This is a genomic window from Mesorhizobium sp. WSM4821, assembly GCF_055901555.1.
Genome location: NZ_CM148371.1, coordinates 3,765,655 through 3,791,229 on the forward strand (window position 1 = coordinate 3,765,655; position 25,575 = coordinate 3,791,229).

Consider the following 25,575-nt stretch of genomic DNA (forward strand, 5'->3'; position numbering starts at 1 on the left):
AATCGTAAGCACTTGCCAGCGAATCAACTCTCTGATTCTCTGCTCGAAAGCGTTTCCTGATTTGAGTCGTTCGACGCGTTTCCCGCGTTTTCCGTCTGGGGGGCAACCTGCCGGGAGACTCGGACTCAAGGTCGCGGAAATCGTGAGAGCAAAGACTGCTCTGATCGAGAGATGCCGGCCCGCCGTGAGAGGGGATGACGGGAAATGAAAAGCAAGCATGTGGCCGTTTTGCTGGGGGGATTCTCGTCCGAGCGGCCCGTGTCTCTGTCTTCGGGGAATGCCTGTGCCGATGCGCTCGAGAAGGAAGGCTACCAGGTCACTCGCGTCGACGTTTCGCGCGATGTCGGCTCCGTGCTCGCCGAGCTCAAGCCTGATGTTGTCTTCAATGCGCTGCACGGCCCGTTCGGCGAGGACGGCACCATCCAGGGCATCCTCGAATATCTTGCCATTCCCTACACTCATTCCGGCGTGCTCGCCTCGGCGCTTGCCATGAACAAGGAGCAGGCCAAGCGGGTCGCCAAAGCCGTCGGCATTCCGGTCGCGGAATCCAAGGTGGTCGATCGCTTTGCCATCCAGGGCAAGCATCCGATGAAGGCGCCCTATGTCGTCAAGCCGGTCAACGAGGGGTCGAGCTTCGGCGTCGTCATCGTGCATGAAGGCCAGTCGCATCCGCCGCAGGTCATCGGTTCGTCCGACTGGAAGTATGGCGACACCGTTATGGTGGAGCGTTACGTGCACGGGCGCGAGCTGACTTGCGCGGTGATGGGCGATGTGGCGCTCGGTGTCTGCGAGATCATCCCGACCGGCCATTCCTTCTACGACTATGATTCAAAATACGTCGCGGGCGGATCAAAACACGAATGCCCTGCAAAAATTTCACCGAATATTTACCAAAAAATACAGACACTGGCGCTCAAGGCTCACCAAGCTATCGGCTGCCGGGGCGTTTCCCGGTCGGACTTCCGTTATGATGATCGACACTCCGAGAACGGCGAAATTGTCTGGCTCGAGGTCAACACTCAGCCGGGCATGACGCCGACATCCTTGGTGCCTGAAATCGCTGCGCAGGCGGGGCACTCGTTCGGCGATTTGTTGAGTTGGATGGTGGAGGACGCTTCGTGTCTGCGTTGAAGTGGGGACAGGGCAAGGGGAAGGGCGCGACCGGGCCGATGCTGTTCGGCATGCCGCTGTCGTTCGATCACTTCGTGCTGCCGCGCCTGCTTCGCCGGCCGGCGCGCGTGCTGGCGCGCCTGGGCGAGGACGACTTCGAGGTGCCGCCTTTCTCCGCGGCCATCCTGTCGGCGGTGCTGCTCGTGTCGGGCGCTGCCTATGGCGCCTATCTCGGCGGGCACGTCGACGGCATCGTTCAAGGCATCACCGCCCGCACCGGTTTTGCCGTCGATCAGATCAAGGTGGTCGGCAACCGCGCAACCTCCGAGATCGATATTCTCGACAGAATGCAGCTCGACGGCTGGACGTCGCTGATCGGCTTCGATGCCGAAGCCGCGCGGGAGCGCATAGCCACGCTGCCCTGGGTCGAGATTGCGGCGGTGCGCAAGGTCTATCCGCACACGCTGGAGGTGCGCATCGAGGAGCGTGAGCCCTTCGCGCTCTGGCAACAGGGCAGCGAGCTTTCCGTCATCGAGCGGTCCGGCGCGGTGATCGCGCCGTTCTCCGGCGGCAAGCAGGCGTTGCTGCCGCTGATCGTCGGCACCGGCGCGCCGGCCAAGGCGCCGGATTTCCTGGCAAGGATCGAAAAATATCCGGAGCTTGCCGCGCGGGTCAAAGGCTATATCCGCATCGGCGAACGGCGTTGGGACCTGAAGCTGGAGAACGGCATCACGGTCAAGCTTCCCGAGGATGGCGAGGATCAGGCAATCGCCGATCTGGTCAGGATGGATCGCGAGAACGGGCTGCTGACGCGCGACATCGCCGCCGTCGACATGCGCCTTTCCGATCGTCTCGTCGTCCAACTGACGCCGGAAGCGGCGATGCAGCGTGAGGCCGCGCTCAAGGAAAAGCCGAAAATGCCGAAGCGCAAGCCGGAGACGAAAATATGAACTGGCTTGGCGGCAACAGCGACGCCTCGTCGCGCCGGTCCGGCACCCTGACGGTGCTGGATGTCGGTTCCAGCAAGGTCTGCTGCGTGGTGGCCAAGCTCAAGCCGCGCGAGGACGGCAAGCTGCTGCGCGGGCGTTCGCATCGCATCCAGGTGATCGGCATAGGCCACCAGAAATCGCAAGGCGTCAAATCGGGCGTCGTCATCGATCTCGACAGGGCCGAGCACGCCATCCGCCTGGCCGTCGATGCCGCCGAGCGCATGGCGGGCCTGACTGTGGATTCACTGATCGTCAACATGACGGCCGGTCGGCTGAAGAGCGAAAGCTTCTTGGCAACCATCAACCTCGGCGGCCACGAAGCCGACGAGGCCGATATCAGGCGCGTGCTTGCCGCCGGCGCCAAGCAGGCGCTGCGAGCCGAGCGCGAGGTGATCCATTCGCTTCCCGTCGGATTTTCGCTGGACGCCGAGCGCGGCGTGCGCGATCCGCGCGGCATGGTCGGCGACCAGCTTGGCGTCGACATGCATGTGCTGACCGGTGACGCTGCACCCTTGCGCAACCTGGAGCTCTGCATCAACCGTTCGCACCTGTCGGTGGAGCGCATGGTGGCGACGCCCTATGCCAGCGGGCTTGCCGCACTGGTCGACGACGAACTCGAGATGGGCGCGGCCTGCATCGACATGGGCGGCGGCACCACGACGATCTCGGTCTTTTCGGAAGGCAAGTTCATTCACGGCGACGCCATCGCCATCGGCGGCAACCACGTCACGCTGGACATGGCCAAGGGCCTGTCGACCTCGCTCGACGCCGCCGAGAGGCTGAAAGTGATGCATGGCTCGGCGCTGCCCGGCAGTGCCGACGACCGCGACCTGGTTTCGATACAGCCGATCGGCGAGGACGGCGAGGTGCCGCTTCAGGTGCCGCGTTCGGTGATGACGCGCATCATCCGGGCGCGCATCGACGAGACGCTCGAAATGCTGCGCGACCGGCTGAACAGGTCCGGCTACGGCAACGCCGTGGGCAAACGCGTCGTGCTGACCGGCGGCGCCAGCCAGCTTTCGGGCCTGCCCGAGGCAGCGCGCCGCATTCTCGGACGCAATGTGCGCATCGGCCGTCCGCTCGGCGTGGCGGGCCTGCCGGAGGCGGCCAAGGGCCCGGCTTTCTCGACGCCGGTCGGGCTCCTGATCTATCCGCAGATGGCGAGCTTCGAGAGCCATCCGGCGAAAGGAATTTCTGGTCTCAGGATGACCGGAACGGGCGGAAAACTGCATCGAATGAGTCAGTGGTTGAGAGACAGTTTTTAAATTGACGGGGACAGCCCCATAGGCGGCCGCAGCGGCGAAGCGGCGGGAAAGACAAAGGACGGAGACAATGACCATCAATCTGCAAAAGCCGGACATCACCGAGCTCAAGCCGCGTATCACCGTGTTCGGTGTCGGCGGCGGCGGCGGCAATGCCGTCAACAACATGATCACCGCGGGCTTGCGCGGCGTCGAGTTCGTCGTCGCCAATACCGACGCACAGGCGCTGACCATGTCCAAGGCGGACCGGCTGATCCAGCTCGGCGCGCATGTCACCGAGGGCCTCGGTGCGGGATCGCAGCCGGAAGTCGGGCGCGCGGCGGCGGAGGAATGCATCGACGAGATCGTCGATCATCTCTCCAACACCCATATGTGCTTCGTCACTGCCGGCATGGGCGGCGGCACCGGTACGGGGGCCGCGCCGGTCGTTGCGCGTGCCGCTCGTGAGAAGGGGATTCTCACCGTCGGCGTCGTCACCAAGCCGTTCCACTTCGAAGGCCAGCGCCGCATGAAGACGGCGGATATGGGCATCGAGGAATTGCAGAAATGTGTCGACACCCTCATCGTCATCCCCAACCAGAACCTGTTCCGGCTGGCCAATGACAAGACGACCTTCGCCGACGCTTTCGCCATGGCCGACCAGGTGCTCTATTCCGGCGTCGCCTGCATCACCGACCTGATGGTCAAGGAAGGGCTGATCAACCTCGACTTCGCCGACGTCCGTTCGGTCATGCGCGAGATGGGCAAGGCGATGATGGGGACGGGCGAGGCTTCCGGCGAGGGCCGCGCCATGGCCGCCGCCGAAGCCGCGATCGCCAACCCGCTGCTCGACGAGACCTCGATGAAGGGCGCCAAGGGCCTGCTGATCTCGATCACCGGCGGCCGCGACCTTACCCTGTTCGAAGTCGACGAAGCGGCGACCCGCATTCGCGAGGAGGTCGACCAGGAAGCCAACATCATTCTGGGTGCGACGTTCGACGAGGATCTCGAAGGCGTCATCCGCGTCTCGGTGGTCGCCACCGGCATCGACAAATCGGCCGCTGAAATCGCCGCCGCGCCGATCGCCATCCGCACCGCTCCGCCAAAGCCGGCCAGCCGCCCGGCCGCTCCGGTCGCGGAAAGCCGTCCGGCGCCTGTCCAGCAGGGGGGCTACGAGCCGCGCGCCGTCGATCCCGTAGCAGAGGCGATCCAGCTTGCCGAGGCGAATGCCGCGGCGATGGCGCGTCCCGCGCCGGCCGCCCACGCGGAAGATTTCCGTCCGCAGAGCAAGATCTTCCAGGCGCCGCCGGCGCAGCCGCAGCCGATCGTGCAGCAGCAGCCGATGCAATCCGCGCCGCAGCGCGAAGTGCTTCAGCCGGTCGCCGCGGCACCCCAGCGAATGCCGCGTGTCGAGGACTTCCCGCCGGTGGTGAAAGCCGAGGTGGAAGCCAAGGGCCGTCCGGCCGCCGACCATGAGAACAGCGGACCGATGGGACTGCTCAAGCGCCTGACGAACGGCCTTACCCGCCGCGAAGAGGAGCCTGCACGGCTGCAGCCGGCGCAGCCGCGCGAGCCGAAACTGCGCCAGGCGGCGCCCGAAGTGCGTCGCCTTGCCAGCCAGGATCCGCAGCTTTACGCGCCGCGCCGTGGCCAGTTGGATGACCAGGGCCGGCTGACCCCGCAGAGCAGGGCTGTCCAGGAAGACGATCAGTTGGAGATTCCGGCGTTCCTGCGCCGCCAGGCCAATTGATCTGTTAACGGGCCGTAATAATTGTTAACAGGCAGACAAGGGATTGTTTGCCTGTTAACGCAAAAAGTTCTTTTAAAACAACGTATTAGCTTTTCATGCACGCCCCGGCTTGCGATTACAGAAAGTAAGAAACCGTGATTTGGAGTCTCCCTGCCGGATCACTATCTTCGCCTCCGACCAACGTCGGTTTGCCGGGATTCGGGGGAAGTGGCCCCTGCCAGCCGATCAAATCAAGAGCCGTGCCCTTTGGGCTGATAAAGCGGACTTGGGCAGTGGGCTATGGGGTTTGTCTTGCAGGACTATCAGACGACACTTAAATCGCGTGCGACCCTGACGGGCACCGGCGTTCACAGCGGCAAGCCCGTTACCGTCCATTTCCTGCCGGCAGACGCTGATACGGGTGTCCTGTTCCAGCTTTCGAGTGGAAGCGAGGGCCGTGAGTTGCGCGCGCTTGTTTCCGAAGTCGGCGCCACCGATCTGTCCACCATGCTCGGCGATCCGGCAGGCGAACATATCGCCACCGTCGAGCATCTGATGGCCACGCTTTTCGGGCTCGGCATCGACAATATCGTCATCGAGATCGACGGCCACGAGGTTCCGATCCTTGACGGCAGCGCCATGGCGTTCGTGGAGGCAATCGAGCAGGCGGGCGTCGATACGCTTACGGTCAAGCGCCGCTACATCCGAGTGATCAAGCCGGTTCGAATCGAGAACGGTGCCTCCTGGGCGGAGTTCAGGCCCTATGACGGCACGCGCTTCGAGATCGAGATCGATTTCGAAAGCCCGGCGATCGGCCGTCAGCTCTTCGCATCCGACATGAACGCCGATATTTTCCGCCGCGATATCGCGGGCGCCCGCACCTTTGGTTTCATGAAGGACGTCGAGCGGTTGTGGGCGGCCGGCTATGCGCTTGGCTCCTCGCTGGAGAATTCCCTGGTGATCGGCGACGACAACCGCGTCATCAACGTGGGAGGCTTGCGCTATCCCAACGAGTTCGTGCGGCACAAGACAATGGACGCCATGGGCGATCTGGCGCTGGCCGGCGCCCGGTTCATTGGCTGCTTCCGTTCCTATCGCGGCGGCCACAGGCTGAACGCGGCAGCGCTGCGCCGCCTTTTGTCGGACCGTTCGGCGTTCGAGATCGTCGAGACCACACGCCGCGAGCGCGGTCGCACCGCCGAGATGAGCGCCGTCTACGCGCCCGTTTACGCGCCCTGGATGATCTGAGTCTTAACGTTTTTCGGGTTTTATACCCGCCGGCCTGTGTTGCAGGAATGCATCATCGGCCGGCGAAATCATGCAAGTGTGCAGGCTGCGCCAGGCCGCCACAAAAATGTGCGATTGGCCGGAGATAGCGTTGCCGGGCATGGCGGTTATGGTTTATGGCTGCTGCCCCAGAGCGAATGACGACTGAAATGACGCCGAAAGGGCGGAATCCAATCATGTTTTTCAAGCGAGTTGGTCAATCGGAAGCGCCGCGGCAGGCTGTTTTCCTGGCGCTTTCGGTGGTCGTTCCATCGCTGTTCCTGTCAGCCTGCATGTCGTCCGAGAAAGATGTCGACCTGTCGACCTATGTCGAGCAGACCGAGCCGGCCGACGTTCTCTACAATCAGGGCCTCGCCAATCTGAATGCCGGGCGCCTGCAGGAGGCGAGCCGCAAATTCGGTGCGGTCGATCGCCAGCATCCCTATTCCGAATACGCCCGCAAATCGATGGTGATGGGCGCCTTTGCCGATTATCGCCAGGGCAACTATACCGAGGCGATCGGTTCGGCCAAGCGGTATCTCACGCTCTACCCGACGACCGACGACGCCGCCTACGCCCAGTACATCATCGGGCTCAGCTACTACCGGCAGATCAAGGACGTCACCCAGGACCAGAAGGAAGCGCGTCAGACCGTGCAGACGATGCAGGATCTGGTGACGCGCTGGCCCGATTCGGAATATGTCGACGACGCCAAGGAAAAGATCCGCTTCGCCAACGACCAGCTCGCAGGCAAGGAGATGCAGATCGGCCGCTACTATCTCGAGCGGCGTGAATACATCGCCGCCGTCAAGCGGTTCCGCACCGTGGTGGAGACCTATTCCAACACGCGCCATGTCGAGGAGGCGCTTGCCCGTCTCACCGAAAGCTACTACGCGATGGGGCTGACCTCGGAAGCGCAGACTGCCGCGGCCGTGCTCGGCACCAACTACCCCGACAGCGTGTGGTACAAGGATTCCTACAAGCTCCTGCAGACTGGTGGGCTCGAGCCGCGCGAGAGTGCCGGGTCGTGGATCTCCAAGGCCGGGAAGCTGATCACGGGCGCCTGAAGCGGCGCCATGCTTTCCAGACTGTCGATCCGCGATATCGTTCTGATCGAGAAGCTGGACATCGACTTTTCGTCCGGCCTTTCGGTGCTGACCGGCGAAACCGGCGCTGGAAAATCCATCCTGCTCGACGCTCTGTCGCTGGCGCTCGGCGCCCGCGGCGACGCTTCGCTGGTGCGTCATGGCACGGCACAGGGCCAGGTCATCGCCGTGTTCGACGTGCCGCGCAACCATCCTGCCCGCATGCTGCTTGCCGACAACGCCATCGAGGACGATGGCGACATCATCCTGCGCCGCGTGCAGACTGCGGATGGCCGTACCCGCGTCTTCGTCAACGACCAGCCTTCCAGCGTGACGCTGATGCGCGATGTCGGCCACGCGCTGGTCGAGATCCACGGTCAGCATGACGAGCGCGCCTTGGTCGATCCCGGCGCCCATCGCGAATTGCTGGACAGCTTCGGCGGTCATCTCGGCGCCGTCCGGGCGACCGGCGAGGCATGGCGGCACTGGCGGGCCTGCGAGCAGGAATTTTCGCGACACCGCGCCAAGGTGGAAGCGGCGGCCCGCGAGGCCGACTATCTGCGCGCCGTGGTCGCCGAATTGACGAAGCTCGACCCCCAGCCCGGCGAGGAAGCCGACCTTGCCGAATTGCGTGCCTCGATGATGCGGGCAGAGAAGATCGCCTCGGAAATCCATGATGCGCAAGATGTGCTCTCGGGCCCGTCCTCGCCCTTGCCTCAGCTCGCCAGCCTGTTGCGGCGGCTGCAGCGCAAGGTGACCGAGGCGCCCGGCCTGCTCGAGGACGTGGTCAAATCGCTCGACGAGGCGATGCTGTCGCTCGACGCGGCGCAATCGGGCGTGGACGCGGCACTTCGCGCCACCGAATATGATCCGCGGCGGCTGGAACAGGCCGAGGAGCGGCTGTTTTCGCTGCGTGCCGCCTCACGCAAGCATAGCGTGGCGGTCGATGACCTGGCGCAATTGCGCGACACTATGGCGGCCGACCTCGCGGATCTCGATGCCGGCGAGGAGCGCCTGCACGGGCTGGAAAAGCAAGCCGCCGCCGCGCGCGAAGCCTATGACATTTCCGCGGCGCAACTTTCGTCGCTTCGCCATGCGGCGGCGGTCGGATTGACCAGGGCGGTGATGGCCGAGCTGCCGGCGCTCAAGCTCGAACGGGCCGCGTTCATCGTCGAGATTGCGAGTGAAGCCGAGAGCCGCATGGAAGACGGCATCGATCAGGTCGAGTTCTGGGTGCGCACCAATCCCGGGACAAAACCGGGCCCGATGATGAAAGTCGCCTCCGGTGGCGAGCTTTCGCGGTTCCTGCTGGCGCTGAAGGTGGCGCTGGCCGACCGCGGCTCGGCGCCGACTCTGGTCTTCGATGAAATCGACACCGGCGTTGGCGGTGCGGTGGCGGACGCCATCGGCCAAAGGCTGGCGCGGCTGTCGAAGCGTGTGCAGGTGCTTTCGGTTACCCACGCGCCGCAAGTGGCGGCGCGCGCGGCGACGCATTTCCTGATCTCCAAATCCGGCAGCGCCGATCGTGTCGCGACCGGCATTGCCGAGATGGACCGGGCGGCGCGCCAGGAAGAGATCGCGCGGATGCTTGCCGGAGCGACCATCACCGACGAGGCGCGCGCGGCAGCCGAGCGGCTTCTGCGGGAGAATACGGCCGCGGCTTAGCTACACGCCGTCCAACGCCGATAGCACGGCCTTTCGGACAGAGTCAGGATATGGCTCCATCCCGCTGTTCAGGCATGATTTTCCCGTGCCTGGTCTCTCCCTTATGAGAAAATCCTGTTCTATTGTGTCGCGCCACCGCTACAGCGCCGCCCGTCCTTTCGGACGCGCAAAGCTACGGCGATTTGATTTTTCGCGCATGCCCTTCGTGGTCATGCGCCAGGGAGCAGTGCATGTCGGAAAAACCTGTCGATTCGCTCAGCGAAAGCGAGGCAGCCAGCGAATTGAAGCGGCTGGCGGAGGAGATCGCCGAGCACGACCGGCGCTACCACACCGAGGACGCACCGATAATCACGGACGCGGAATATGACGCGCTGACGCGGCGCAACCTCGCCATCGAACAGCGCTTCCCCGCCTTGGTGCTAGAGGATTCGCCGTCGCTCCGCGTGGGCGCGCCACCGGCGGAAGGCTTTGCCAAGGTGCGCCATGCGGTGCCGATGCTCAGTCTCGCCAAGGCCTATACCGACCAGGACGTCACCGACTTCATCGAGCGCGGCCGGCGATTCTTCGACCGCGACAAGGATCTGGACATCGCCTTCACGGCTGAGCCGAAGATCGACGGGCTGTCGGCGTCCCTGCGTTATGAAGGCGGTGTGTTCGTGCAGGGCGCAACGCGCGGCAACGGCGCCGTCGGGGAGGACATCACCGCCAATCTCAGGACAATCGCCGACATCCCCAAACAGCTGAAAGGCTCAGGCTGGCCTGATGTCATCGAGATACGCGGCGAGGTCTACATGACCTATGCGGAATTCGAGGCGCTGAAGCAACGGTCGGCGGCGGTCGGCGGCCAGGACTACGTCAATCCGCGCAATACGGCGGCCGGATCCCTGCGTCAGAAGGATCCTTCGGTGACGGCCAGCCGAAACCTCAAGTTTTTTGCCTACGCCTGGGGCTATACGTCGGAGGATCCCGCTCCGACTCAATATGATTCCGTGCAAAAATTCGCTGAGTGGGGGTTCAAGATCAGTCCGCTGATGGTGCGGGCGAGATCGGTCGAGGAGCTGGTCGCGCACTACCACCTGATCGAGGCCCAGCGCTCGTCGCTCGGCTACGACATCGACGGCGTCGTCTACAAGGTAGACCAGTTGGAACTGCAGCGCAGATGGGGTTTCGTCACCGGCGAGCCACGCTGGGCCATCGCCCACAAATTTCCGGCCGAACAGGCGATGACGACCGTGCTTAGGATCGACATTCAGGTCGGCCGTACCGGCACGCTGGCGCCGGTTGCGCGGCTTGCGCCTGTCACGGTTGGCGGCGTTGTGGTCGAAAATGTCACGCTCCACAACGAAGACTACATCAAGGGTCTGGATAGTAACGGCCAGCCGATCCGCGACGGCTATGACGTGCGTATCGGCGACACAGTGGTCATCCAGCGGGCGGGCGACGTCATTCCGCAGATCGTCAGCGTCGTCATCGACAAGCGTCCGCCCGAGGCCGTGCCTTACGAATTCCCGCACACCTGTCCGATCTGTGGCTCACCGGCGACGCGCGAGATCAACGAGAAGACCGGCAAGGAAGATTCCCGCCGACGCTGCACCGGCGAACTGATCTGCCCCGCGCAGGCCGTGGAAGGATTGCGCCACTTTGTGTCACGCGGCGCCATGGATATCGAAGGCCTGGGCGCTGAAAACATAGACCTGTTCTTCAATGCGGGATTGATCAAGACAGCCGCCGATATCTTCACGCTCAGAGACCGCCGTCCCGCCGTCACCAAGGCGCTGGCCGAGCGGCGCGAGGAACAGGCAAGGCAGCGCGAGGCCGCATCGGGCAAGACGCGCAAGAATGTGCGCAGTGTCGAGGAGCGCAATTACGAAGGCCTCGACAAGCTCTTCGCTGCCATCGACGCTCGTCGCGAACCGGAACTCGATCGCTTCATCTTCGCGTTGGGCATCCGCCATATCGGCGAAACGACGGCAGCCGTGCTTGCTCGAACCTTCTCGACCATCGAAGAGTTGATCCGCGTCGGCAAGGAGACGGCAGCGGCGGCCGATCCACACACCGTTTTCCCATCGATCAACGGCATCGGCGACACGGTGATAGGCGCGCTTCGCGATTTCTTCGGCAATGAACGCAACGACGACGTGCTTGAAAAGCTGCTCAAGCAGGTCCACCCGAAGCCGTACATTGTGAACGTCTCGGCCGACAGCGCGGTCGCCGGCAAGACGGTCGTGTTCACAGGCACGCTGGAAAAAATGACACGCCCCGAAGCCAAGGCGATGGCGGAACGTCTCGGCGCGAAGGTCGCGGGTTCGGTTTCCGCGAAGACCGATCTGGTGGTGGCGGGTCCTGGCGCAGGCTCCAAGCTGAAGCTTGCTACCGAACTCGACATCGAGGTGATCGACGAAGACGCTTGGTTGCAGCGGATCGGCAAGGCGTAATGGCCGGCGCATTCGACGGCTTCGGCCAAAAGGCCATTCCCTTCCTCAGGGCGCTCGATTTCCATCAAAGCCGGGAATGGTTCGTGGAAAACCGCGACCTCTTCGAACGCGAACTGCGCGACCCCTTCGGCGATCTGGTCGAAACGCTCTCCGAGCGCTTCGCGGCCGTGGGGCTGGGCTTGCGCGGCGATCGCAGGAAGTCGCTGTTCCGGATCAATCGCGACGTGCGGTTCGCCAAGGACAAACGGCCCTACAACCGGCATCTATCGGCAATCCTTTCGCCCGACGGCACCAAGATGGAGCAGGGTGTCTTCTTCGTTTATATCGGGCTCGACCGCTGTTTTGCCGGCGTTGCCTGGTGGCAGCCGGGGCCGGCGCTGCTGCTGGCGATGCGCCAGGCCATCGCGGCGCGGCCGGGTGAATTCCGCACCCTGGTCGCGGCGCTGAAGAAAGCCGGCCTCGAACTCGATTCGGAAGGGTGCATGAAACGAACGCCACGCGGTTTCGAGCATGTCGTGGAAGCCGATCTCGCCGCGGCCATCCGCAACCGGCATTTCGTCGTCCGCCACGCGATCGACCCGGCCGGAATCCACACGCCGGCCCTGGTCGACGAGCTTGTCGATTTCACCTTGCGCGCCAAGGCCGCTGCTGGACTGGGCCAGGGCGATCCAGGGCAAGGTCCCCAAGGATTAGGGGGCGGTCGCGTGCGGTCCCGATCCGTGACGCGATTCGGATATAGCGGGCTACATCCGCATCAAAAGACCACCATCAACGGGAAGTTCAATTCCGGTGATGTAACTCGCCGCGTCGGAGAGCAGGAAGAGCGCGGCGTTGGCCATGTCCTGCGGTGTCCCGATCCGCCCGAGCGGTGCGTAATTCGCTACAGCTGTCCGCTTTTCCTCGGTGTCCCAGCGCGCCTGCAGCGGTGTCAGCGCCATGCCCGGGCAGATGGCGTTCGAGCGGATGCGTTCGCCGGCAAGCTGCATTGCCAGTGATTTGGAGAGGGCGCAGACGCCCGCCTTCGATGCCTGGTAGGCATCTTGCGGGTTGGGGTCGCCGCGATACCATTGGATGGTCGAAAAATGGACCATGGCGCCGCCGCGCCCGCCAGCGCGCATGTAAGGAACGACCGACCGCGCCGTATGCACGAAGGACTTCAGGTTGATGTTGAAGACTTCGTCCCAGACGTCGAGGTCCATGTCGAGAGCCGATCTGTCGCGGCCGAACCACAGCACGCCGGCGACATTGGCGAGATAGTCGATGCCGCCGCGCTCGCGGCCCGCCGTGCCGATGACCTGTTCGACGAAAGCGGCGTCGGTGAGATTGCCTTGCGCGAAATTGAGCCTGTCGTCATAGGATGCGAAGGACGCCGGACGAGCCTTCACGTCGATGGCGGTGACGGAGGCTCCCGCTTCGAGCAGCGCAAGCGCGATCGCTTCGCCCATGCCGCCACCGGCGCCAGCGACAACCGCGTGCCTGCCGGTGAAATCATAAACGATCATCTGCTTTCCCTCATGTGCTCTGCCCAACGCGATCGCCGGACAATAGGGGCGGATAAAAACTCCATCAAGCGATATTAGAAAAAATTTGCCAAAATGGAAAATCGCTATATCGTGCCCGGATGACTTCCCAGCTCGAACGGATTTCACGACCATGAATTTGCACCCCGGTGCGCGGACCTTCTCCGTGACCTCTCCCGTCGATGGCTTGACCTATGTGACGCGCTTCTATGCCGACGGGGCCGCAATCGAGGCCGCGCTGACGCGGGCCCGGGCGGCCTTGCCCTCGTGGCGGCGGACGCCGCTCGCCGAGCGCCTGGCGATCCTGCTGCGCTTCGGCGAGGAGATGAAAGCCCGAGCTGCACCGCTCGCCGAGATGGTCGCATGGCAGATAGGCCGACCTCTGTGGCAGGCGGATGAGACACCGCGTCTGGCGCTGATCGGGCAGCTGCTTTCCGACATCGCTCCGCAAACGCTGGCAGACGTGCCTTATCCCTCTGACGAGACCATCCGCCGTTACGCGCGGCCGGTGGCGGGCGGCCTGCATCTGTCGATCTGCGCCTGGAACTATCCAACCGCCATGCTGGGCTATCTGGTGACGTCGCCGCTTGCGGCCGGCAATGTCGTCATCTTCAAGCATTCGCCGCAGACACCGCTGATCGCCGAGGTGGCCGAGGAGGCTTTCCGCGCCGCCGGCGGTCCCGAAGGCGTGTTCCAAAGCTTGCATCTCGATCACGCGGACGCGGAGCGCCTGATTGCCTCCGGCACCTTCAATGCGGTGAACTTCATCGGCTCGGTCAATGGCGGCCGGCGCGTCCATGCGGCCGCCGCCGGCACCTTCACCCAGGTGCATCTCGAGCTCGGCGGCAAGGACCCGACCTATGTGCGGGCCGATGCCGACCTCGATGCGGCGATACCGCTGATCGCCGAAGGCACATACTCCAACGCCGGCCAGTCCTGCTGCTCGGTCGAACGCATCTATGTCGACCAGGCGATCCACGACCGCTTTGTCGATGCGCTTGTCGCCGAGACGGCGAAATGGACCATCGGCCATCCGATCGGCGAGAAGCCGATGGTCGGCCCTGTGGTGCGGGCAGGCGCTGCCGACACGATCCGCGATCTCGCCGAAAGCGCGATGCGGGCAGGGGCGCGGCGGCTGATGCCGCGGGACGGCGCCCTCAAGGCCGCGGAGCTCGGCGCCGCCTATGTCGCACCGGAAGTCCTGGTCGGGGTCGACCACGACATGCAGATCATGCGCGACGAGCTGTTCGGGCCGGTGGCTTGCATCCAGCCGGTCGGCAGCGACGACGAGGCGCTTCGGTTGATGAACGACAGCGATTTCGGCCTCAGCGCCTCGATCTGGACGCAGGACATCGATCGTGGCGTGGCGCTGCTCGACGAGGTCGAGGCCGGCACCGTCTATCTCAACCGCTGCGACCATGCCGACCTGCATCTGCCCTGGGGCGGCATCAAGAATTCGGGCCTCGGCCGCACCAATGGCCGCGCCGGCCTGACAGAAGCGACGGCGGCGAAAGCCTATCACGTCCGCTCCGTCATCGGCTGAATTGGATGTCGGTGGTGAACGCTGCGAGCCTTGCAGGGCTTGACGATGCGACCGTCGAGGTGCTGGCCGCAGCCAGTGTCGAGCGGTTGTTGCCCGATGCGGCGAGCCTCTATCTGCTGATCGCCGAGCACGCCGGCAATCTCGTGCCGGCGCCATGGCGTGATCTCGGGCTCGCGGCGCCCTATCTCGGCACGCATTTCGCCGTCGATATCGGCATCGACGCCTTGACGCGCCGGCTGTCGCGGACGTTGCGGGCGCCAGCCGTGGTCGCGCATTATTCGCGGCTGTTCCTCGACTACAACCGCCCAGTGGGCGAGTGGGACTTCATGCGCCCAGATCTCGGCGGCATTCCGGTGCCAGGCAATCTCGCGGTCGATGCCGTTGATGCCAGGCTGCGCAAGCGCATCGCCTGGGCCCCCGTCGAACAGGCGATCACCGAGACCGCGGCAGGCAGGCAGGCGCTCGTCTCGATACACTCCTTCACCCCGGTGATGGGCGGCATCAGGCGCGACGTCGATATCGGCGTGCTGTGGCGCGAGCCGTCGGCCTTCGTCACCTCAGTGCTCAAAACCATCGGCGCGCATGGCGCCGAAGCGGGCTTGAGGATCGGCGACAACGCGCCGTATGACTGGCGTCAGGCGGTCGGCTATACGCTGAACCGGCACGGGCTCGAGCAGGGCAGACCCTGCCTCTACCTCGAGGTCCGCAACGACCTGCTTTCCGATCCCGAAACTTTCGAACGCATCAGCCAGATCCTGGAGACAAGCTTTGCCACTGTCGCGATGTCACTATGGCCGAAATCAGCCGTAGCCGTCTAAAGGCTGGACGCCCTCAGGCCACGCCGCTAGAGCTTGTCGAATTGGAAACACGACAGCCAAGGGCGTGGGCGATGCAGGGCAATGTAGGCAGCAAGATCCGGGACGCGCGCAAGGAGCAGAACATCACGCTGCGCGACCTCAGCGAGCGCTCCGGCCTTTCGGTCTCGCAACTGTCGAAGCTCGAGAACGGCAAGGCGCGCTTGACGGTCGACGTGGCGCTGATGATCGCCGGCGTGCTGCATGTGCCGGTGGCGTCCTTCCTGTTCAGCCCGAAGCCGGGCATGCAGGCGCGCCGCTCGATCACACGCGCCGGCAGCGGCATCCTGCATCAGGGCAACGCCATGGAATTCGAGGTGTTGTGCAGCGATTTTCGCGACAAGACCAATATTTTCTGGCGCGTAACGCTGCGGGCAAGGAGCTTTGAGGAGAATGGCGGCTGGCGCAGCCATTCGGGCGAGGAGTTCATCCATGTGCTCAGCGGCAGCCTGGAACTGCACACGGTCCACTATGACCCGACGGTGCTGCAACCGGGCGACAGCATCCTGTTCGACGGCGAAATGCGGCACGCCTATATCGCGCTCGGCGACGAGCCCGTGGTCATGCTGATGTCGAACACAGTTCCGCGCGACGGGCTGCCGGCTGGCGCCGGGGTCTGATCCCGATCGGCCGGATTTAGGCCCGGAATTAGGCTCCAACAAGAATATTTTCTAAAATGGAAAAAAATACTTGTTATGGAAAAGTCAGGGGTCTAGCATCCTGCTGACCGGCTGACAGGAGAAGAAGCCATCGGCCGGGATGGGAGATGTGACCGATGCTGTCGGTTGAGGCAGTCAGCAAGACCTTTGGCGGCGTGCAGGCCTTGCGCAGTGCTTCGCTGTCTTGCGCGGCCGGCGAAATCCTCGGCCTGATCGGCCCGAACGGCGCGGGAAAATCCACCTTGGTCAACGCGATCGCCGGCGTGCTCAAGCCGGATGCCGGCAGCGTGAAGCTGGCTGGCAAGGAAATCACCGGCCACGGTCCCGAGCATTGCGCGCGGGCCGGCGTCGGCCGCACCTTCCAGACCATCCGGCTGTTTAGGGATTTGACCGTCCGGCAGAACGTCGAGGTCGCATACATCACCTGTCGCTCGGTTCGCCCCGATGTCGCGAGCCGCATCGGCGTCGACCGGCTGCTCGCCCAATATCAGCTGGACAGCTTTGCCGATGTTCCGGCGGGGACATTGTCCTATGGCAGCCAGCGCCGGCTCGAAATCGCCCGCGCGCTGGCGCTCGGTCCGCTGCTGCTTCTGCTCGACGAGCCGGCGGCCGGGCTCAACGAGGATGAATCCGAGACACTGGCGGTAGCGATCGAGGGCATTCGCAGGGATGTCGGTTGCGCGACCATCGTCATCGATCACGATCTGCGTTTCATCAACAGGCTGTGCGACCGGCTCTGCGTCATGGACCAGGGCCAGGTGATCGCATCCGGACAGACCGAAGAAGTGTGGCGCGATCCGCGCGTCATCGAGGTTTATGTCGGTGAGTCCGAGACGTCGTGACGGCGCTTGGGAATTGCACCAACAAGGAAGAAGGAGGGGTTCAATGGACAGGATGATCTTGGGAGCCGCGATTGCCGCGGCAGGGCTCTTGCAGGTGGCGCATGCCGGCGCCGCCGATCTGAAGATCGGGCTCGCCGTGGCGATGACCGGTACCTACGCGCCTTACAGCGAGGCAGAGGGCGCGCGCTGCATGGCCGACAAGTTGAACAAGGCGGCTGGCGCCGGTGATCCCAAGATCGAACTGATGATCGAGGACAATCGTTCCGACCCGCAGCTTTCGGTTTCGCTCGGCCAGAAATTCCTCGATGCCGGCGCCCAGGTCATCACCGGCGTGCCGTTCCCGGATGCGCTGATCCCGACCGCCCAGATCGCGGAGCCCTATGGCGCGACGGTGTTTTCAGCGCCGAACACGCAGATCGAGATGCAGCAGGCCGGCCTCGACAATTTCATTGCCGGCGCCGTGCCCGATCCGATCAATGCGGCGGCCACCGCCGATGCACTCTACGGCAAGGGCGCGCGCACCGTGGCGCTGCTGGTCTCGCCGGATGCCGGATCCTACTCCGAGAAGCTGCCGGAATGGTTCGGCGAGGTGTTCGAGCATCTCGGCGGCAAGGTCGTCTCCAAGCTCAACTATTCTTGGGGCACCACCGACTGGTCGCCGCAGATCGCCAGCATCAAGGCATTGCCGCAGAAGCCGGACGCCATCCATGTCTGCGGCGTGCTGCCCGATGTCGGCATCCTCATTCGCCAGTTGCGCGCCAATGGCTATGACGGCTGGGTCGCCGGTTGCGATGCCTTCGACGACAAGTCGCTGGAAGGAACCGTCGGCGATCCGGCGTCGCTGGAAAAGGTGATGTTCGCCACCCATGGCGCGACCGGCGTCGACAGCCCGATCGATCACTTCCTGGCGCAGTGCAAGGCCGATGGCTACAAGATCAACGGCATCTTCGACGCACTCGGCGCGGACATGGTGCAGATCAGCTATGAGGCGGCGAAGAAGTCCGGCACTGTCGAGCCCGCCGCCTTGCGCGAAGCGATCCGGGCATCTGGCGGCTATCCCGGCACGACGGCGCCGATCATCTCGTTTGCCGAAAAGAAGGGCTATCCGATCAAGGCTGTGCCGGTTATGGGCTTCCCGAACGGAAAGCGCGTCCTCATCACCGACGCGCAGCCGACCTTCGTCCCGGCGTTGAAGTGATCGGCAAAGCTGTTTCGATGAATGATCGGGCAATAACTCCAGTGCGGGCCGGTTCGTGCTGAAGGTCGAGAATCTGAGTGTGCGCTACGGCGCGGTTGCCGCCGTGCGCGACCTGTCGCTGTCGGTGGGGCAGGGCGAACTTGTCGCCCTGCTTGGCCCGAACGGCGCCGGCAAGAGCTCGACCATCAACGCGCTGACGGGCCTTGTCGCACCGTCGGACGGCCGTATCGTGCTCGACGGTCAGGACATATCGCGTGTTCGAACCGAGGACCGCATTCGCGCCGGCCTGACGTCGACGCCGGAAGGCAGGCACATCTTTGCCAATCTGACGGTTGGCGAGAACCTGCGGCTGGGCGCGGCGACGCGGCGCGACGCCCGCGGCGTGCGCCACGACATGGAGCGCTTCCTGGCTCTGTTCCCGGTCCTCTCCGAGCGCTACGCGCAAGCAGCCGGCACGCTTTCTGGTGGCGAGCAGCAGATGCTGGCCATTGCGCGATCGCTGATGTCGCGGCCCAAGCTTCTGCTTCTCGACGAGCCCTCGCTGGGGCTGGCGCCGAAGATCGTCGTGCGGATATTCGATTTCATCGGCCAGCTCAAGGCGGAGGGGCTGACGCTGCTGGTGATCGAGCAGAACGCCAGGCAGGCGCTGCGCTTTGCCGACCGCGTCTATGTCATGAGTTCGGGTGCGCTTCGCTTCGACGGGCCGCCGTCCGGGCTTGCCGACGAACATGGCCTCCTCAATCTCTATATCGGCGGGTAGGCGCGGCATGGACTACGCTTTGCAGCAACTTCTAAACGCCCTTGCCTTCGGTGCGGAATATTCGCTGGTGGCGCTTGGGCTGGCGGTGGTGTTTTCGATCATGGGGCTGGTGAACTTCGCCCATGGCGAGATCATCGGCGTTTCGGCCTACAGCGTGTTCCTGGCGGCGGCGCTGGGGCTGACGTCGCCAATCGTCGCGGTTCTGCTTGCCATCGCGGCGGCGGCGCTGGCGGCGGTCGCCTTCGAGCGCGTGGCGTTCCGTCCGGTCCGCTATGCGCCGACGACGACGGGATTGCTGACGGCCTTCGGCGTCAGCATCGTCGTGCAGAACCTGTTCATGCTGCTGATTTCGCCGAAGCCGCAATCGGTCTCGATCCTCAATGGCCTGAACCAGATGTGGTTCTTCGGGCCGTTCGCGGTGTCGTCGCTTCAGGTCATGGAATTGATCGTCTCCGGCCTGACCATCCTGGCCCTGGTATTCTTCCTGAACCGTTCAACGCTCGGCCTGGCCATCCGCGCGGCCTCACGCGATTTCGCCACCGTTCGCCTGATGGGCATCAGGGCCAACCGGGTGATTGCCACCGCGTTTGCCATTTCGGGCGCGTTGGCCGGCATCGCGGCGGTGTTCATCATGGCGCGGCGCGGCAGCGTCTCGCCCGATCTCGGCTTCAGCCTGGTGCTGAAGGCTTTCGTCGCCTGCGTCATCGGCGGTTTCGGCTCGCTCCCCGGGGCGGCGGTCGGCGGCATGCTGCTCGGCTTCATCGAAGTCGGCCTGCTCGTCGCCCTGCCGCAGGAGTATGGGGGCTTCAAGGACGCGCTTACCTACCTGATCATCGTTGCGCTCCTCGTCTACCGACCGGAAGGCCTGCTTGGCCAACGGGTGGAACTCGGCGACAAGGAGATCTGAGGTGGCGAGATCAGAGATGTCACAGGCGATCGAAGATACCGCGCATGCCGCTGCCGCACGGCCCGGCGGGGCGCTGGCGCGCTCGCTCGTCGGCGGGTTGGTGACGTCGTTGCCGATGCTTATCGTCGGGCTGCTGATCCTGAATTTCGCGCCGACCTACTACACATTCCTGGCGCTCGGCGCCTTTGTGAACCTGATCGTCGTCGTCGGCCTGCAAGTGTTCATGGGCAACAGCAACATCGCCAATCTCGGCCACAGCGCCTTTGTCGGGCTTGGCGCCTATGGCGTGGCCATACTGTCGACGCCACTGGCGATGAAGAAGCTTTCTATCCCCAATGCCCCGTTCGGGTTCGCGACGCTGGAGCTCGACCCCGTCTCGTCGGCGCTGCTTGCGCTGCTTGCGGTCGGCATTCTGGCCCTGGTCAGCGGCAAGGTCATCAGCCGCCTCTCGGGCGTCGCCGCAACGATTGTCAGCCTGGCGCTGCTGATCATCGTCCATTCGGTCTTTCTCAATTGGACCGATCTGTTCAAGGGCAACCAGGCCTTCTTCGGCATCCCGAAGGTTGTCGGCCTGCCGTGGATGATGGCGATGTCGGTCGTGGTGATCGTGCTGGCACGGCTGTTCAAGGACAGCCGCTGGGGCTTGCAACTGAGGGCCAGCGCCCAGAGCCCGCAAGCCGCCGCCGCGCTCGCCATCGATGCCCGGCGGCTGCGCCTCGTGTCATGGGTGCTGTCGGCGCTGATCTGCGGCCTGGCTGGTATTCTCTATGCCTATTTCGCCGGCACGATCAGCCCGAAGCTGTTCTACTTCCAGATGATCTTCAACACGCTGGCGATGCTGATCCTCGGCGGCATGGCGACGGTGACGGGCGCGGTGACCGGCGTGATCGTGCTTTCGGTCGGGCTCGAATTCATCCGCAGCATCGAATCCGGCGTCACGATCGCCGGCATCCAGCTGCCGCAATTGCTCGGCCTGTCCGGTGTGGCGCTGGGCGTGGTCATCGTGCTTTGCATGGCCTTCCGGCCAGGCGGCATCAGCGGCCGCTACGAGCTGGATGAGCTGCTTTCGCGATTTTTCAGGCGCGCAAAATAGCGAAGCCTGGTGTTTCTTGGTGGAGGTTTGAAAGTGGAATTTGAGGACAGGGTCGCGGCGTATGCGCCCGAGCTTAAGGCGTTGCAGAGCAAGCTGGCAGCCGACGGCGTCGAATTCATCGAGATCCATACGGTCGACACGTCAGGCGCCTTCCGCTCGAAGATCGCGCCGCTCAAATTGTCGAGCCATGGCGAGTCGATCAATGCCATCCTCTATTGCGTCACCCATGGCGACGGCCAGCCGATGGGTGATGTCGCCTTCGCCTCGGCAAGCGCCAACGACGAGAACGGCTTTCCCAACATCAAGGGCATCATCGACCCGGCGACCGTCGTCCAGCACGGCTGGAAACCGAAATTCGCCTCGGCCATTACCCGCTCCTACATGCTCGACGGCGCGGTTTGCCCGTTCGATCCGCGCGGCGTTCTGGCCAAGGTCGAGGAGCGAGCCAATGCGCTAGGTTATGAAGCGCGCTTCGCGCTCGAATATGAGTTCGGCATTTTTCACGCCGACCACGATTTGATGCGCGCCGGCCGCTATCGCGAGTTGAAACCCTGGGGCCATTCGCTGATCAACTACGATCTGGTGCGCAGCGGCGAGTACCAGGATTTCGCCGCCGAGTTCATCACCCGCATGAAAAGCATCGGCATCGGTGTGGCCTCGCTGGTGACTGAATATGGCTTTGGCATGTATGAATACGCGCTGACGCCGAAGACGGCACTTCAGGCGGCCGATGACGCCATGCGCGCCAAGCTGCACCTGCGCGAACTCTGTGCCGAGCGCGGGCTTGTCGCTACCTTCATGACGCGGTTCCAGCCGCCGGGAAAGGAAAGCGCCTGCGGCGCGCATCATCATGTCAGCCTGTGGCGCGACGGCAAGCCGACTTTCGCGGCAGGGCCAAACCGGCTGACACCCGTTGCCGAGAAATTCCTCGCCGGCGTGCTGAACAGGATGCAGGAGACGCATCTTCTGTTTCGGCCGACGGTCAATTCCTATCGCCGCTTCGACCGCGGTGCGTGGTCGCCGGAGGATGTGGCCTGGGGTTTTGAGAACCGAACCGCGCCGGTCCGCGTCATCACCACGCCCAATGATGGCGCCTGCCGGCTGGAACATCGCGCGCCTGGAGCCGACGTCAATCCCTACTTGTCGATCGCGGCCATCCTTGCGGCGGGATGTGAGGGGATCGAAAAGGATCTTTCGCTCGAGGCACCGGTGACATCGAACCTGGCCAATCTCGACAAACCCAAGTTGCCGCGCACGCTCAACGCGTCGATCGATGACTTCGCCGGTTCCGATTTCTGCGCGCAGGCTTTCGGCGAAGCCTTCCGGGACAACTACGCCGAGAGCCGGCGAGCCGAGCAGGCTGCCTTCGAGGCGTGGCAGGCGTCGCATATCACCGACTTCGAATGGCAGCGCTATTTCGTCAGCTGAGGCGTGCGTCAATGTCGTCGGGATCATTTCCGCTGATAGTTGGCTCAAGCGAATTGGTGTGACAAGGCAGGCGGCTCTCCCTACATACGGCCTTTCCCCAAGGAGTGGTTGATGTCGGCGGAAGCAATCTCCGAAAACCGCGCGAAAGGCGATTTCTGGCAAGGCGTGCGGCTCTCGATGCCCATCGTGGTGGCGGCGGCGCCGTTCGGGCTGCTGTTCGGGGCGCTTGCCGTCGACAATGGTTTTTCCGTGCTCGAAGCCGTCCTGATGAGCGCCATGGTCTACGGCGGCGCCAGCCAGATGGTCGGCATCGAATTGTTCGGCCAGCATGTCGCGCCGTGGCTGATCGTGCTGTCGATCTTCGCCGTGAATTTCCGCCATGTGCTTTATTCCGCCGGTATCGGTCGGCGCATCGCGCACTGGCCGCTGATGCAGCAAGCGCTAGGCTATTTCGTGCTTACCGATCCGCAGTTCGCGGTGGCTGAACGCAAGGCGGAAGCTGGAAAGACGGTCGGCTTCGCCTGGTATATGGGGCTTGCCCTGCCGGTCTATGTGTTCTGGGTGACCGAAAGCGCGCTCGGCGCGGTGTTCGGCAAGCTCATTCCCGATGCACATGCGCTGGGCATCGATTTCCTGCTGCCGATCTATTTTCTCGGACTGGTTATGAGCTTTCGCAGACGGCCGCTGTGGCTGCCGGTGGTCGTTGCCAGCGCCGCTGCCTCGATCCTGGCCTATAAAACGGTGGGATCGCCCTGGCACGTCTCCATTGGCGCCGTGGCCGGGGTGCTGCTCGCGGTCATCCTGCCTCCGCACCACAGCGGCGTGGAGGCGCGGCGATGAGCACGACCTTGTGGATCATTATCGCCGGTGCGATCGCGACCTATCTGACCCGAATCGGCGGGCATCTGGTGATCTCTCGTTTCGAAAACATCCATCCGCGCGTCGAGGCTGGGCTCAACGCCGTGCCGGCGGCGGTGCTGACCACGCTGGTGGCGCCGGCGGCACTTGGGGCCGGGCCGACGGAATGGGCGGCGTTGGTCGTCGCTGGGCTGGTTTCGCTGCGCGGCGGCCTGATGACGATGTTTTTGGCCGGCGCCGCCGTGCTGGTCCTGGCGCGGCAGTTCGCCGGCTGATCGACTTTTTGCCTCGTCGGCGCTCCGGCGGACGCATAGGGGAGAAACTGTTACCATTTTTTCTGTCTCAAAATCGGGGTGCACTACAGAAAGTAGTCTTAACTTGACAGGTGACGGCAGTTATGCTAGGAATTTATTCATGGTGCTGATTTGCGCCAACGACCGTCCACCGAGGCGGTTTTTTTGTGCCTCCCAATCTCAACGAAGGTCAACACCGCCCGCTACTGCTTGAGGTCGTGCGGCAGCGGTGCGGTTGCATTTTCCAGCCAGGCCAGCGTTTCGCCGTCGAGCATCGGTCCGATCTCGGCCAGAACGCGCGCGTGGTATTCGTCGAGCCAGTGCAGCTCGTCGCGCGTCAACAGGTCGGATCGCACCAGCCTGGTATCGATCGGCGCCAGCGTCAGCGTCTCGAAGCCGTGCATGGCGATGTCGCCGCCCTCGATCGGCTCGGCCGGTGTCACCAGGACGAGGTTCTCGATGCGGATGCCGTAGGAGCCCTCCTTGTAATAGCCGGGCTCGTTGGAGACGATCATGCCGGCGAGCAGCTTTTCGGTGCCGGTCCTGGCGATGCGCTGCGGGCCCTCATGCACGGCCAGATAGGAGCCGACGCCGTGGCCGGTGCCATGGGCGAAATCGCAACCGTGTTTCCACAGCGCCAGCCGCGCCACCGCGTCGATTTCGGAACCGCGTGTCCCCTGGGGAAAGCGCAGCGTGGAAATGCCGATCATGCCCTTCAGCACCAGCGTGAAGCGTTCGCGCATTTCCTCGGTCGGCTGGCCGATCGGCACGGTGCGGGTGATGTCGGTGGTGCCGTCCTGGTACTGCCCGCCGGAATCGAGCAGGAACAGCTCGCCTTCTCCGAGTTTTCGGCTGGTGGCGTGGGAGACGCGGTAATGCATGATGGCGCCGTTCGGACCGGCGCCGGAGATAGTGTCGAAGGACACGTCGCGCAGCGGCATCTGCGTTTCCTCGCCGGTGCTGCGGCGGCACTCTTCTAGCTTAGTGACGACCGTGATTTCGTCGAGGGTGCCGGGCTTCTGACGGTCGAGCCAGCAGAGCAGCTTGGCAATGGCGGCGCCGTCGCGGCGATGCGCGGCGCGGGCGCCGTTGATCTCGGCCTGGTTTTTCGTCGCGCGTGGAATGCGGGCAGGGTCGGGCGCGGCAATGACGGTGCCGCCATTGTCCTCGACCAGGATCCTGAGCTTCTCCGCCGCCAGCACCGGGTCGAGAGCGATTTTTGCGCCGCCCTTGGCCAATGCAGCGATCGCCGCTTCGAATTCACCGGGTTCGTGCAATTCCGCGAGCTGCGTCAGATAGGCCGCGACGGTGCGCGAAAACTTGCGCTGGTCCATGAAAAGCAGGTGCGAGCCATCGGCGGCGAGCACGGCGAAGCCGAGCGCCAGCGGCGTATGCGGCACGTCGCCGCCGCGGATGTCGAAGGCCCAGGCGATGGAGGATGGGTCAGTCAGCACGGCATGGGTGGCGCAGTCCTTGCCGATGGCCGACGCCAGCCGCGCCAGCTTGTCCTTGGCCAGTTCGCCGGCAAAGGCGATCGGATGGAGCTCGACCGGCGCCAGCGGCGGATCGGGCTGGTTCTCCCAGATGGCGTCGATTGGATTCTTCTCGAGCGGCACCAATGTCGCCCCCGATTTTTCTGCCGACGCATTCAGCGCTTTCACATCGCCGATCGTCTGCAGCCACGGGTCGAAACCAAGCCGCACGCCCTTGCCGAGATTGTCCTTGATCCAGGTGGCGGGCGGATTGTCGACCAGGCTTTCGATCGAAAAGATGTCGAGATCGACCTCCTGGCGGACCTGCAGCGTGTAGCGCCCGTCGACGAACATGAAGGCGCGGTCGCCGAGCACGATGGCGATGCCGGCCGAACCGCTGAAGCCGGTCAGCCATTTCAGCCGAGCCGAGCGGTCGGCGACATATTCGCCCTGATGCTCGTCGGCACGGGGCACGATGAAGCCATCCAGCCCGTTGGCCGCCAGCCATTGGCGCAGCAGCGCCACACGCGGCTTGCCGACGGCGGGATCACCGGCGGAATCAAAGCTCTGGAACATGTGGCCTCCTCGGATGCTGGTGTGACCGTAGCGCATGAGTCCGATTTTTGGA

Annotated in this window: 21 protein-coding genes and 1 pseudogene; 20 read left to right on the top strand and 2 right to left on the bottom strand. The window is 64.0% G+C overall.

The window, feature by feature from the left end:
• Nucleotides 1-204: 204 nt before the first annotated feature.
• The 9 genes and pseudogenes from AC0NID_RS18220 (at nt 205) to AC0NID_RS18260 (ending at nt 12,213) form a co-directional block, all read left to right on the top strand.
• Nucleotides 205-1,131 carry a D-alanine--D-alanine ligase gene (locus AC0NID_RS18220; RefSeq protein WP_473455130.1) on the top strand — a complete coding sequence of 309 codons (927 nt, stop codon included), beginning with the start codon at nt 205-207 and terminating at the stop codon, nt 1,129-1,131.
• Entirely contained in the window at nt 1,119-2,060 is a 942-nt protein-coding gene (locus tag AC0NID_RS18225; protein ID WP_473455129.1) for a cell division protein FtsQ/DivIB, read from the top strand. Before AC0NID_RS18220 ends, AC0NID_RS18225 begins: the two co-directional genes overlap by 13 nt.
• Nucleotides 2,057-3,364 carry a cell division protein FtsA gene (ftsA, locus tag AC0NID_RS18230; protein ID WP_473455128.1) on the top strand — a complete coding sequence of 436 codons (1,308 nt, stop codon included), beginning with the start codon at nt 2,057-2,059 and terminating at the stop codon, nt 3,362-3,364. The genes AC0NID_RS18225 and ftsA overlap by 4 nt, the downstream gene beginning before the upstream one ends.
• 67 nt (nt 3,365-3,431) lie before the next feature.
• Nucleotides 3,432-5,090, top strand: a complete 1,659-nt coding sequence (gene ftsZ, locus AC0NID_RS18235; protein WP_473455127.1) for a cell division protein FtsZ — start codon at nt 3,432-3,434, stop codon at nt 5,088-5,090.
• A 279-nt stretch (nt 5,091-5,369) separates the two neighbouring features.
• Nucleotides 5,370-6,317 (top strand): UDP-3-O-acyl-N-acetylglucosamine deacetylase, encoded by a 948-nt coding sequence (gene lpxC, locus AC0NID_RS18240; RefSeq protein WP_473455126.1) that lies wholly within the window; start codon nt 5,370-5,372, stop codon nt 6,315-6,317.
• A gap of 215 nt (nt 6,318-6,532) precedes the next feature.
• Nucleotides 6,533-7,402: an outer membrane protein assembly factor BamD gene (locus AC0NID_RS18245; RefSeq protein WP_473455125.1), complete on the top strand. Its 870-nt coding sequence runs from the start codon at nt 6,533-6,535 to the stop codon at nt 7,400-7,402.
• Between the two features lie 9 nt (nt 7,403-7,411).
• Nucleotides 7,412-9,085 carry a DNA repair protein RecN gene (gene recN, locus AC0NID_RS18250; RefSeq protein WP_473455124.1) on the top strand — a complete coding sequence of 558 codons (1,674 nt, stop codon included), beginning with the start codon at nt 7,412-7,414 and terminating at the stop codon, nt 9,083-9,085.
• A 230-nt stretch (nt 9,086-9,315) separates the two neighbouring features.
• Nucleotides 9,316-11,520 (top strand): NAD-dependent DNA ligase LigA, encoded by a 2,205-nt coding sequence (gene ligA / locus AC0NID_RS18255; protein WP_473455123.1) that lies wholly within the window; start codon nt 9,316-9,318, stop codon nt 11,518-11,520.
• Nucleotides 11,520-12,213, top strand: a pseudogene (locus AC0NID_RS18260) (DUF2461 domain-containing protein). The gene ligA and the pseudogene AC0NID_RS18260 overlap by 1 nt, the downstream one beginning before the upstream one ends.
• A gap of 50 nt (nt 12,214-12,263) precedes the next feature.
• Here the strand turns inward: AC0NID_RS18260 and AC0NID_RS18265 are convergent.
• A complete protein-coding gene (locus AC0NID_RS18265) occupies nt 12,264-13,022 on the bottom strand; it encodes an SDR family NAD(P)-dependent oxidoreductase (protein WP_473455122.1) in 759 nt (252 codons plus the stop codon).
• A 151-nt stretch (nt 13,023-13,173) separates the two neighbouring features.
• On the opposite strand from AC0NID_RS18265, the gene AC0NID_RS18270 reads away from it, so the two are divergent.
• The 11 genes from AC0NID_RS18270 to AC0NID_RS18320 all read left to right on the top strand — a co-directional run bounded on the left by AC0NID_RS18270 (nt 13,174) and on the right by AC0NID_RS18320 (nt 23,457).
• A complete protein-coding gene (locus tag AC0NID_RS18270) occupies nt 13,174-14,583 on the top strand; it encodes an aldehyde dehydrogenase family protein (RefSeq protein WP_473455121.1) in 1,410 nt (469 codons plus the stop codon).
• Nucleotides 14,584-14,597: 14 nt separating this feature from the next.
• Nucleotides 14,598-15,401 (top strand): N-formylglutamate amidohydrolase, encoded by an 804-nt coding sequence (locus tag AC0NID_RS18275; protein WP_473455120.1) that lies wholly within the window; start codon nt 14,598-14,600, stop codon nt 15,399-15,401.
• A gap of 71 nt (nt 15,402-15,472) precedes the next feature.
• Nucleotides 15,473-16,057, top strand: coding sequence for a helix-turn-helix domain-containing protein (locus tag AC0NID_RS18280; protein WP_097575411.1), 585 nt, complete (start codon nt 15,473-15,475; stop codon nt 16,055-16,057).
• A gap of 155 nt (nt 16,058-16,212) precedes the next feature.
• The gene (locus AC0NID_RS18285) at nt 16,213-16,938 is read left to right on the top strand and encodes an ABC transporter ATP-binding protein (RefSeq protein ID WP_473455119.1); all 726 of its coding nucleotides are present in this window, start codon (nt 16,213-16,215) and stop codon (nt 16,936-16,938) included.
• 43 nt (nt 16,939-16,981) lie between these two features.
• On the top strand, nt 16,982-18,136 hold the full coding sequence (locus AC0NID_RS18290; protein WP_473455118.1) for an ABC transporter substrate-binding protein: 1,155 nt from the start codon (nt 16,982-16,984) through the stop codon (nt 18,134-18,136).
• Between the two features lie 55 nt (nt 18,137-18,191).
• Nucleotides 18,192-18,896, top strand: coding sequence for an ABC transporter ATP-binding protein (locus AC0NID_RS18295; RefSeq protein ID WP_473455117.1), 705 nt, complete (start codon nt 18,192-18,194; stop codon nt 18,894-18,896).
• Between the two features lie 7 nt (nt 18,897-18,903).
• On the top strand, nt 18,904-19,803 hold the full coding sequence (locus AC0NID_RS18300; protein ID WP_473455116.1) for a branched-chain amino acid ABC transporter permease: 900 nt from the start codon (nt 18,904-18,906) through the stop codon (nt 19,801-19,803).
• A gap of 1 nt (nt 19,804) precedes the next feature.
• Complete coding sequence (locus tag AC0NID_RS18305) at nt 19,805-20,896, top strand: branched-chain amino acid ABC transporter permease (RefSeq protein ID WP_473455115.1); 1,092 nt, start codon at nt 19,805-19,807, stop codon at nt 20,894-20,896.
• Nucleotides 20,897-20,929: 33 nt separating this feature from the next.
• Entirely contained in the window at nt 20,930-22,324 is a 1,395-nt protein-coding gene (locus AC0NID_RS18310) for a glutamine synthetase family protein (protein WP_473455113.1), read from the top strand.
• 111 nt (nt 22,325-22,435) lie between these two features.
• Complete coding sequence (locus AC0NID_RS18315; protein WP_473455111.1) at nt 22,436-23,164, top strand: AzlC family ABC transporter permease; 729 nt, start codon at nt 22,436-22,438, stop codon at nt 23,162-23,164.
• Nucleotides 23,161-23,457, top strand: coding sequence for an AzlD family protein (locus tag AC0NID_RS18320; protein WP_473455110.1), 297 nt, complete (start codon nt 23,161-23,163; stop codon nt 23,455-23,457). Before AC0NID_RS18315 ends, AC0NID_RS18320 begins: the two co-directional genes overlap by 4 nt.
• Nucleotides 23,458-23,678: 221 nt before the next feature.
• Here AC0NID_RS18320 and AC0NID_RS18325 read toward each other — a convergent pair whose 3' ends face one another.
• On the bottom strand, nt 23,679-25,523 hold the full coding sequence (locus tag AC0NID_RS18325) for an aminopeptidase P family protein (protein WP_473455109.1): 1,845 nt from the start codon (nt 25,521-25,523) through the stop codon (nt 23,679-23,681).
• Nucleotides 25,524-25,575 lie beyond the last annotated feature (52 nt).

Coding starts and splice junctions, on each gene's coding strand:
- AC0NID_RS18320 (WP_473455110.1), top strand. CDS start 23,161: ATGAGCACGACCTTGTGGATCATTATCGCCGGTGCGATCGCGACCTAT.
- AC0NID_RS18265 (WP_473455122.1), bottom strand. CDS start 13,022: ATGATCGTTTATGATTTCACCGGCAGGCACGCGGTTGTCGCTGGCGCC.
- recN (WP_473455124.1), top strand. CDS start 7,412: ATGCTTTCCAGACTGTCGATCCGCGATATCGTTCTGATCGAGAAGCTG.
- ligA (WP_473455123.1), top strand. CDS start 9,316: ATGTCGGAAAAACCTGTCGATTCGCTCAGCGAAAGCGAGGCAGCCAGC.
- AC0NID_RS18325 (WP_473455109.1), bottom strand. CDS start 25,523: ATGTTCCAGAGCTTTGATTCCGCCGGTGATCCCGCCGTCGGCAAGCCG.
- ftsZ (WP_473455127.1), top strand. CDS start 3,432: ATGACCATCAATCTGCAAAAGCCGGACATCACCGAGCTCAAGCCGCGT.
- AC0NID_RS18270 (WP_473455121.1), top strand. CDS start 13,174: ATGAATTTGCACCCCGGTGCGCGGACCTTCTCCGTGACCTCTCCCGTC.
- AC0NID_RS18245 (WP_473455125.1), top strand. CDS start 6,533: ATGTTTTTCAAGCGAGTTGGTCAATCGGAAGCGCCGCGGCAGGCTGTT.
- AC0NID_RS18220 (WP_473455130.1), top strand. CDS start 205: ATGAAAAGCAAGCATGTGGCCGTTTTGCTGGGGGGATTCTCGTCCGAG.
- AC0NID_RS18290 (WP_473455118.1), top strand. CDS start 16,982: ATGGACAGGATGATCTTGGGAGCCGCGATTGCCGCGGCAGGGCTCTTG.
- lpxC (WP_473455126.1), top strand. CDS start 5,370: ATGGGGTTTGTCTTGCAGGACTATCAGACGACACTTAAATCGCGTGCG.
- AC0NID_RS18285 (WP_473455119.1), top strand. CDS start 16,213: ATGCTGTCGGTTGAGGCAGTCAGCAAGACCTTTGGCGGCGTGCAGGCC.
- AC0NID_RS18315 (WP_473455111.1), top strand. CDS start 22,436: ATGTCGGCGGAAGCAATCTCCGAAAACCGCGCGAAAGGCGATTTCTGG.
- AC0NID_RS18300 (WP_473455116.1), top strand. CDS start 18,904: ATGGACTACGCTTTGCAGCAACTTCTAAACGCCCTTGCCTTCGGTGCG.
- AC0NID_RS18280 (WP_097575411.1), top strand. CDS start 15,473: ATGCAGGGCAATGTAGGCAGCAAGATCCGGGACGCGCGCAAGGAGCAG.
- ftsA (WP_473455128.1), top strand. CDS start 2,057: ATGAACTGGCTTGGCGGCAACAGCGACGCCTCGTCGCGCCGGTCCGGC.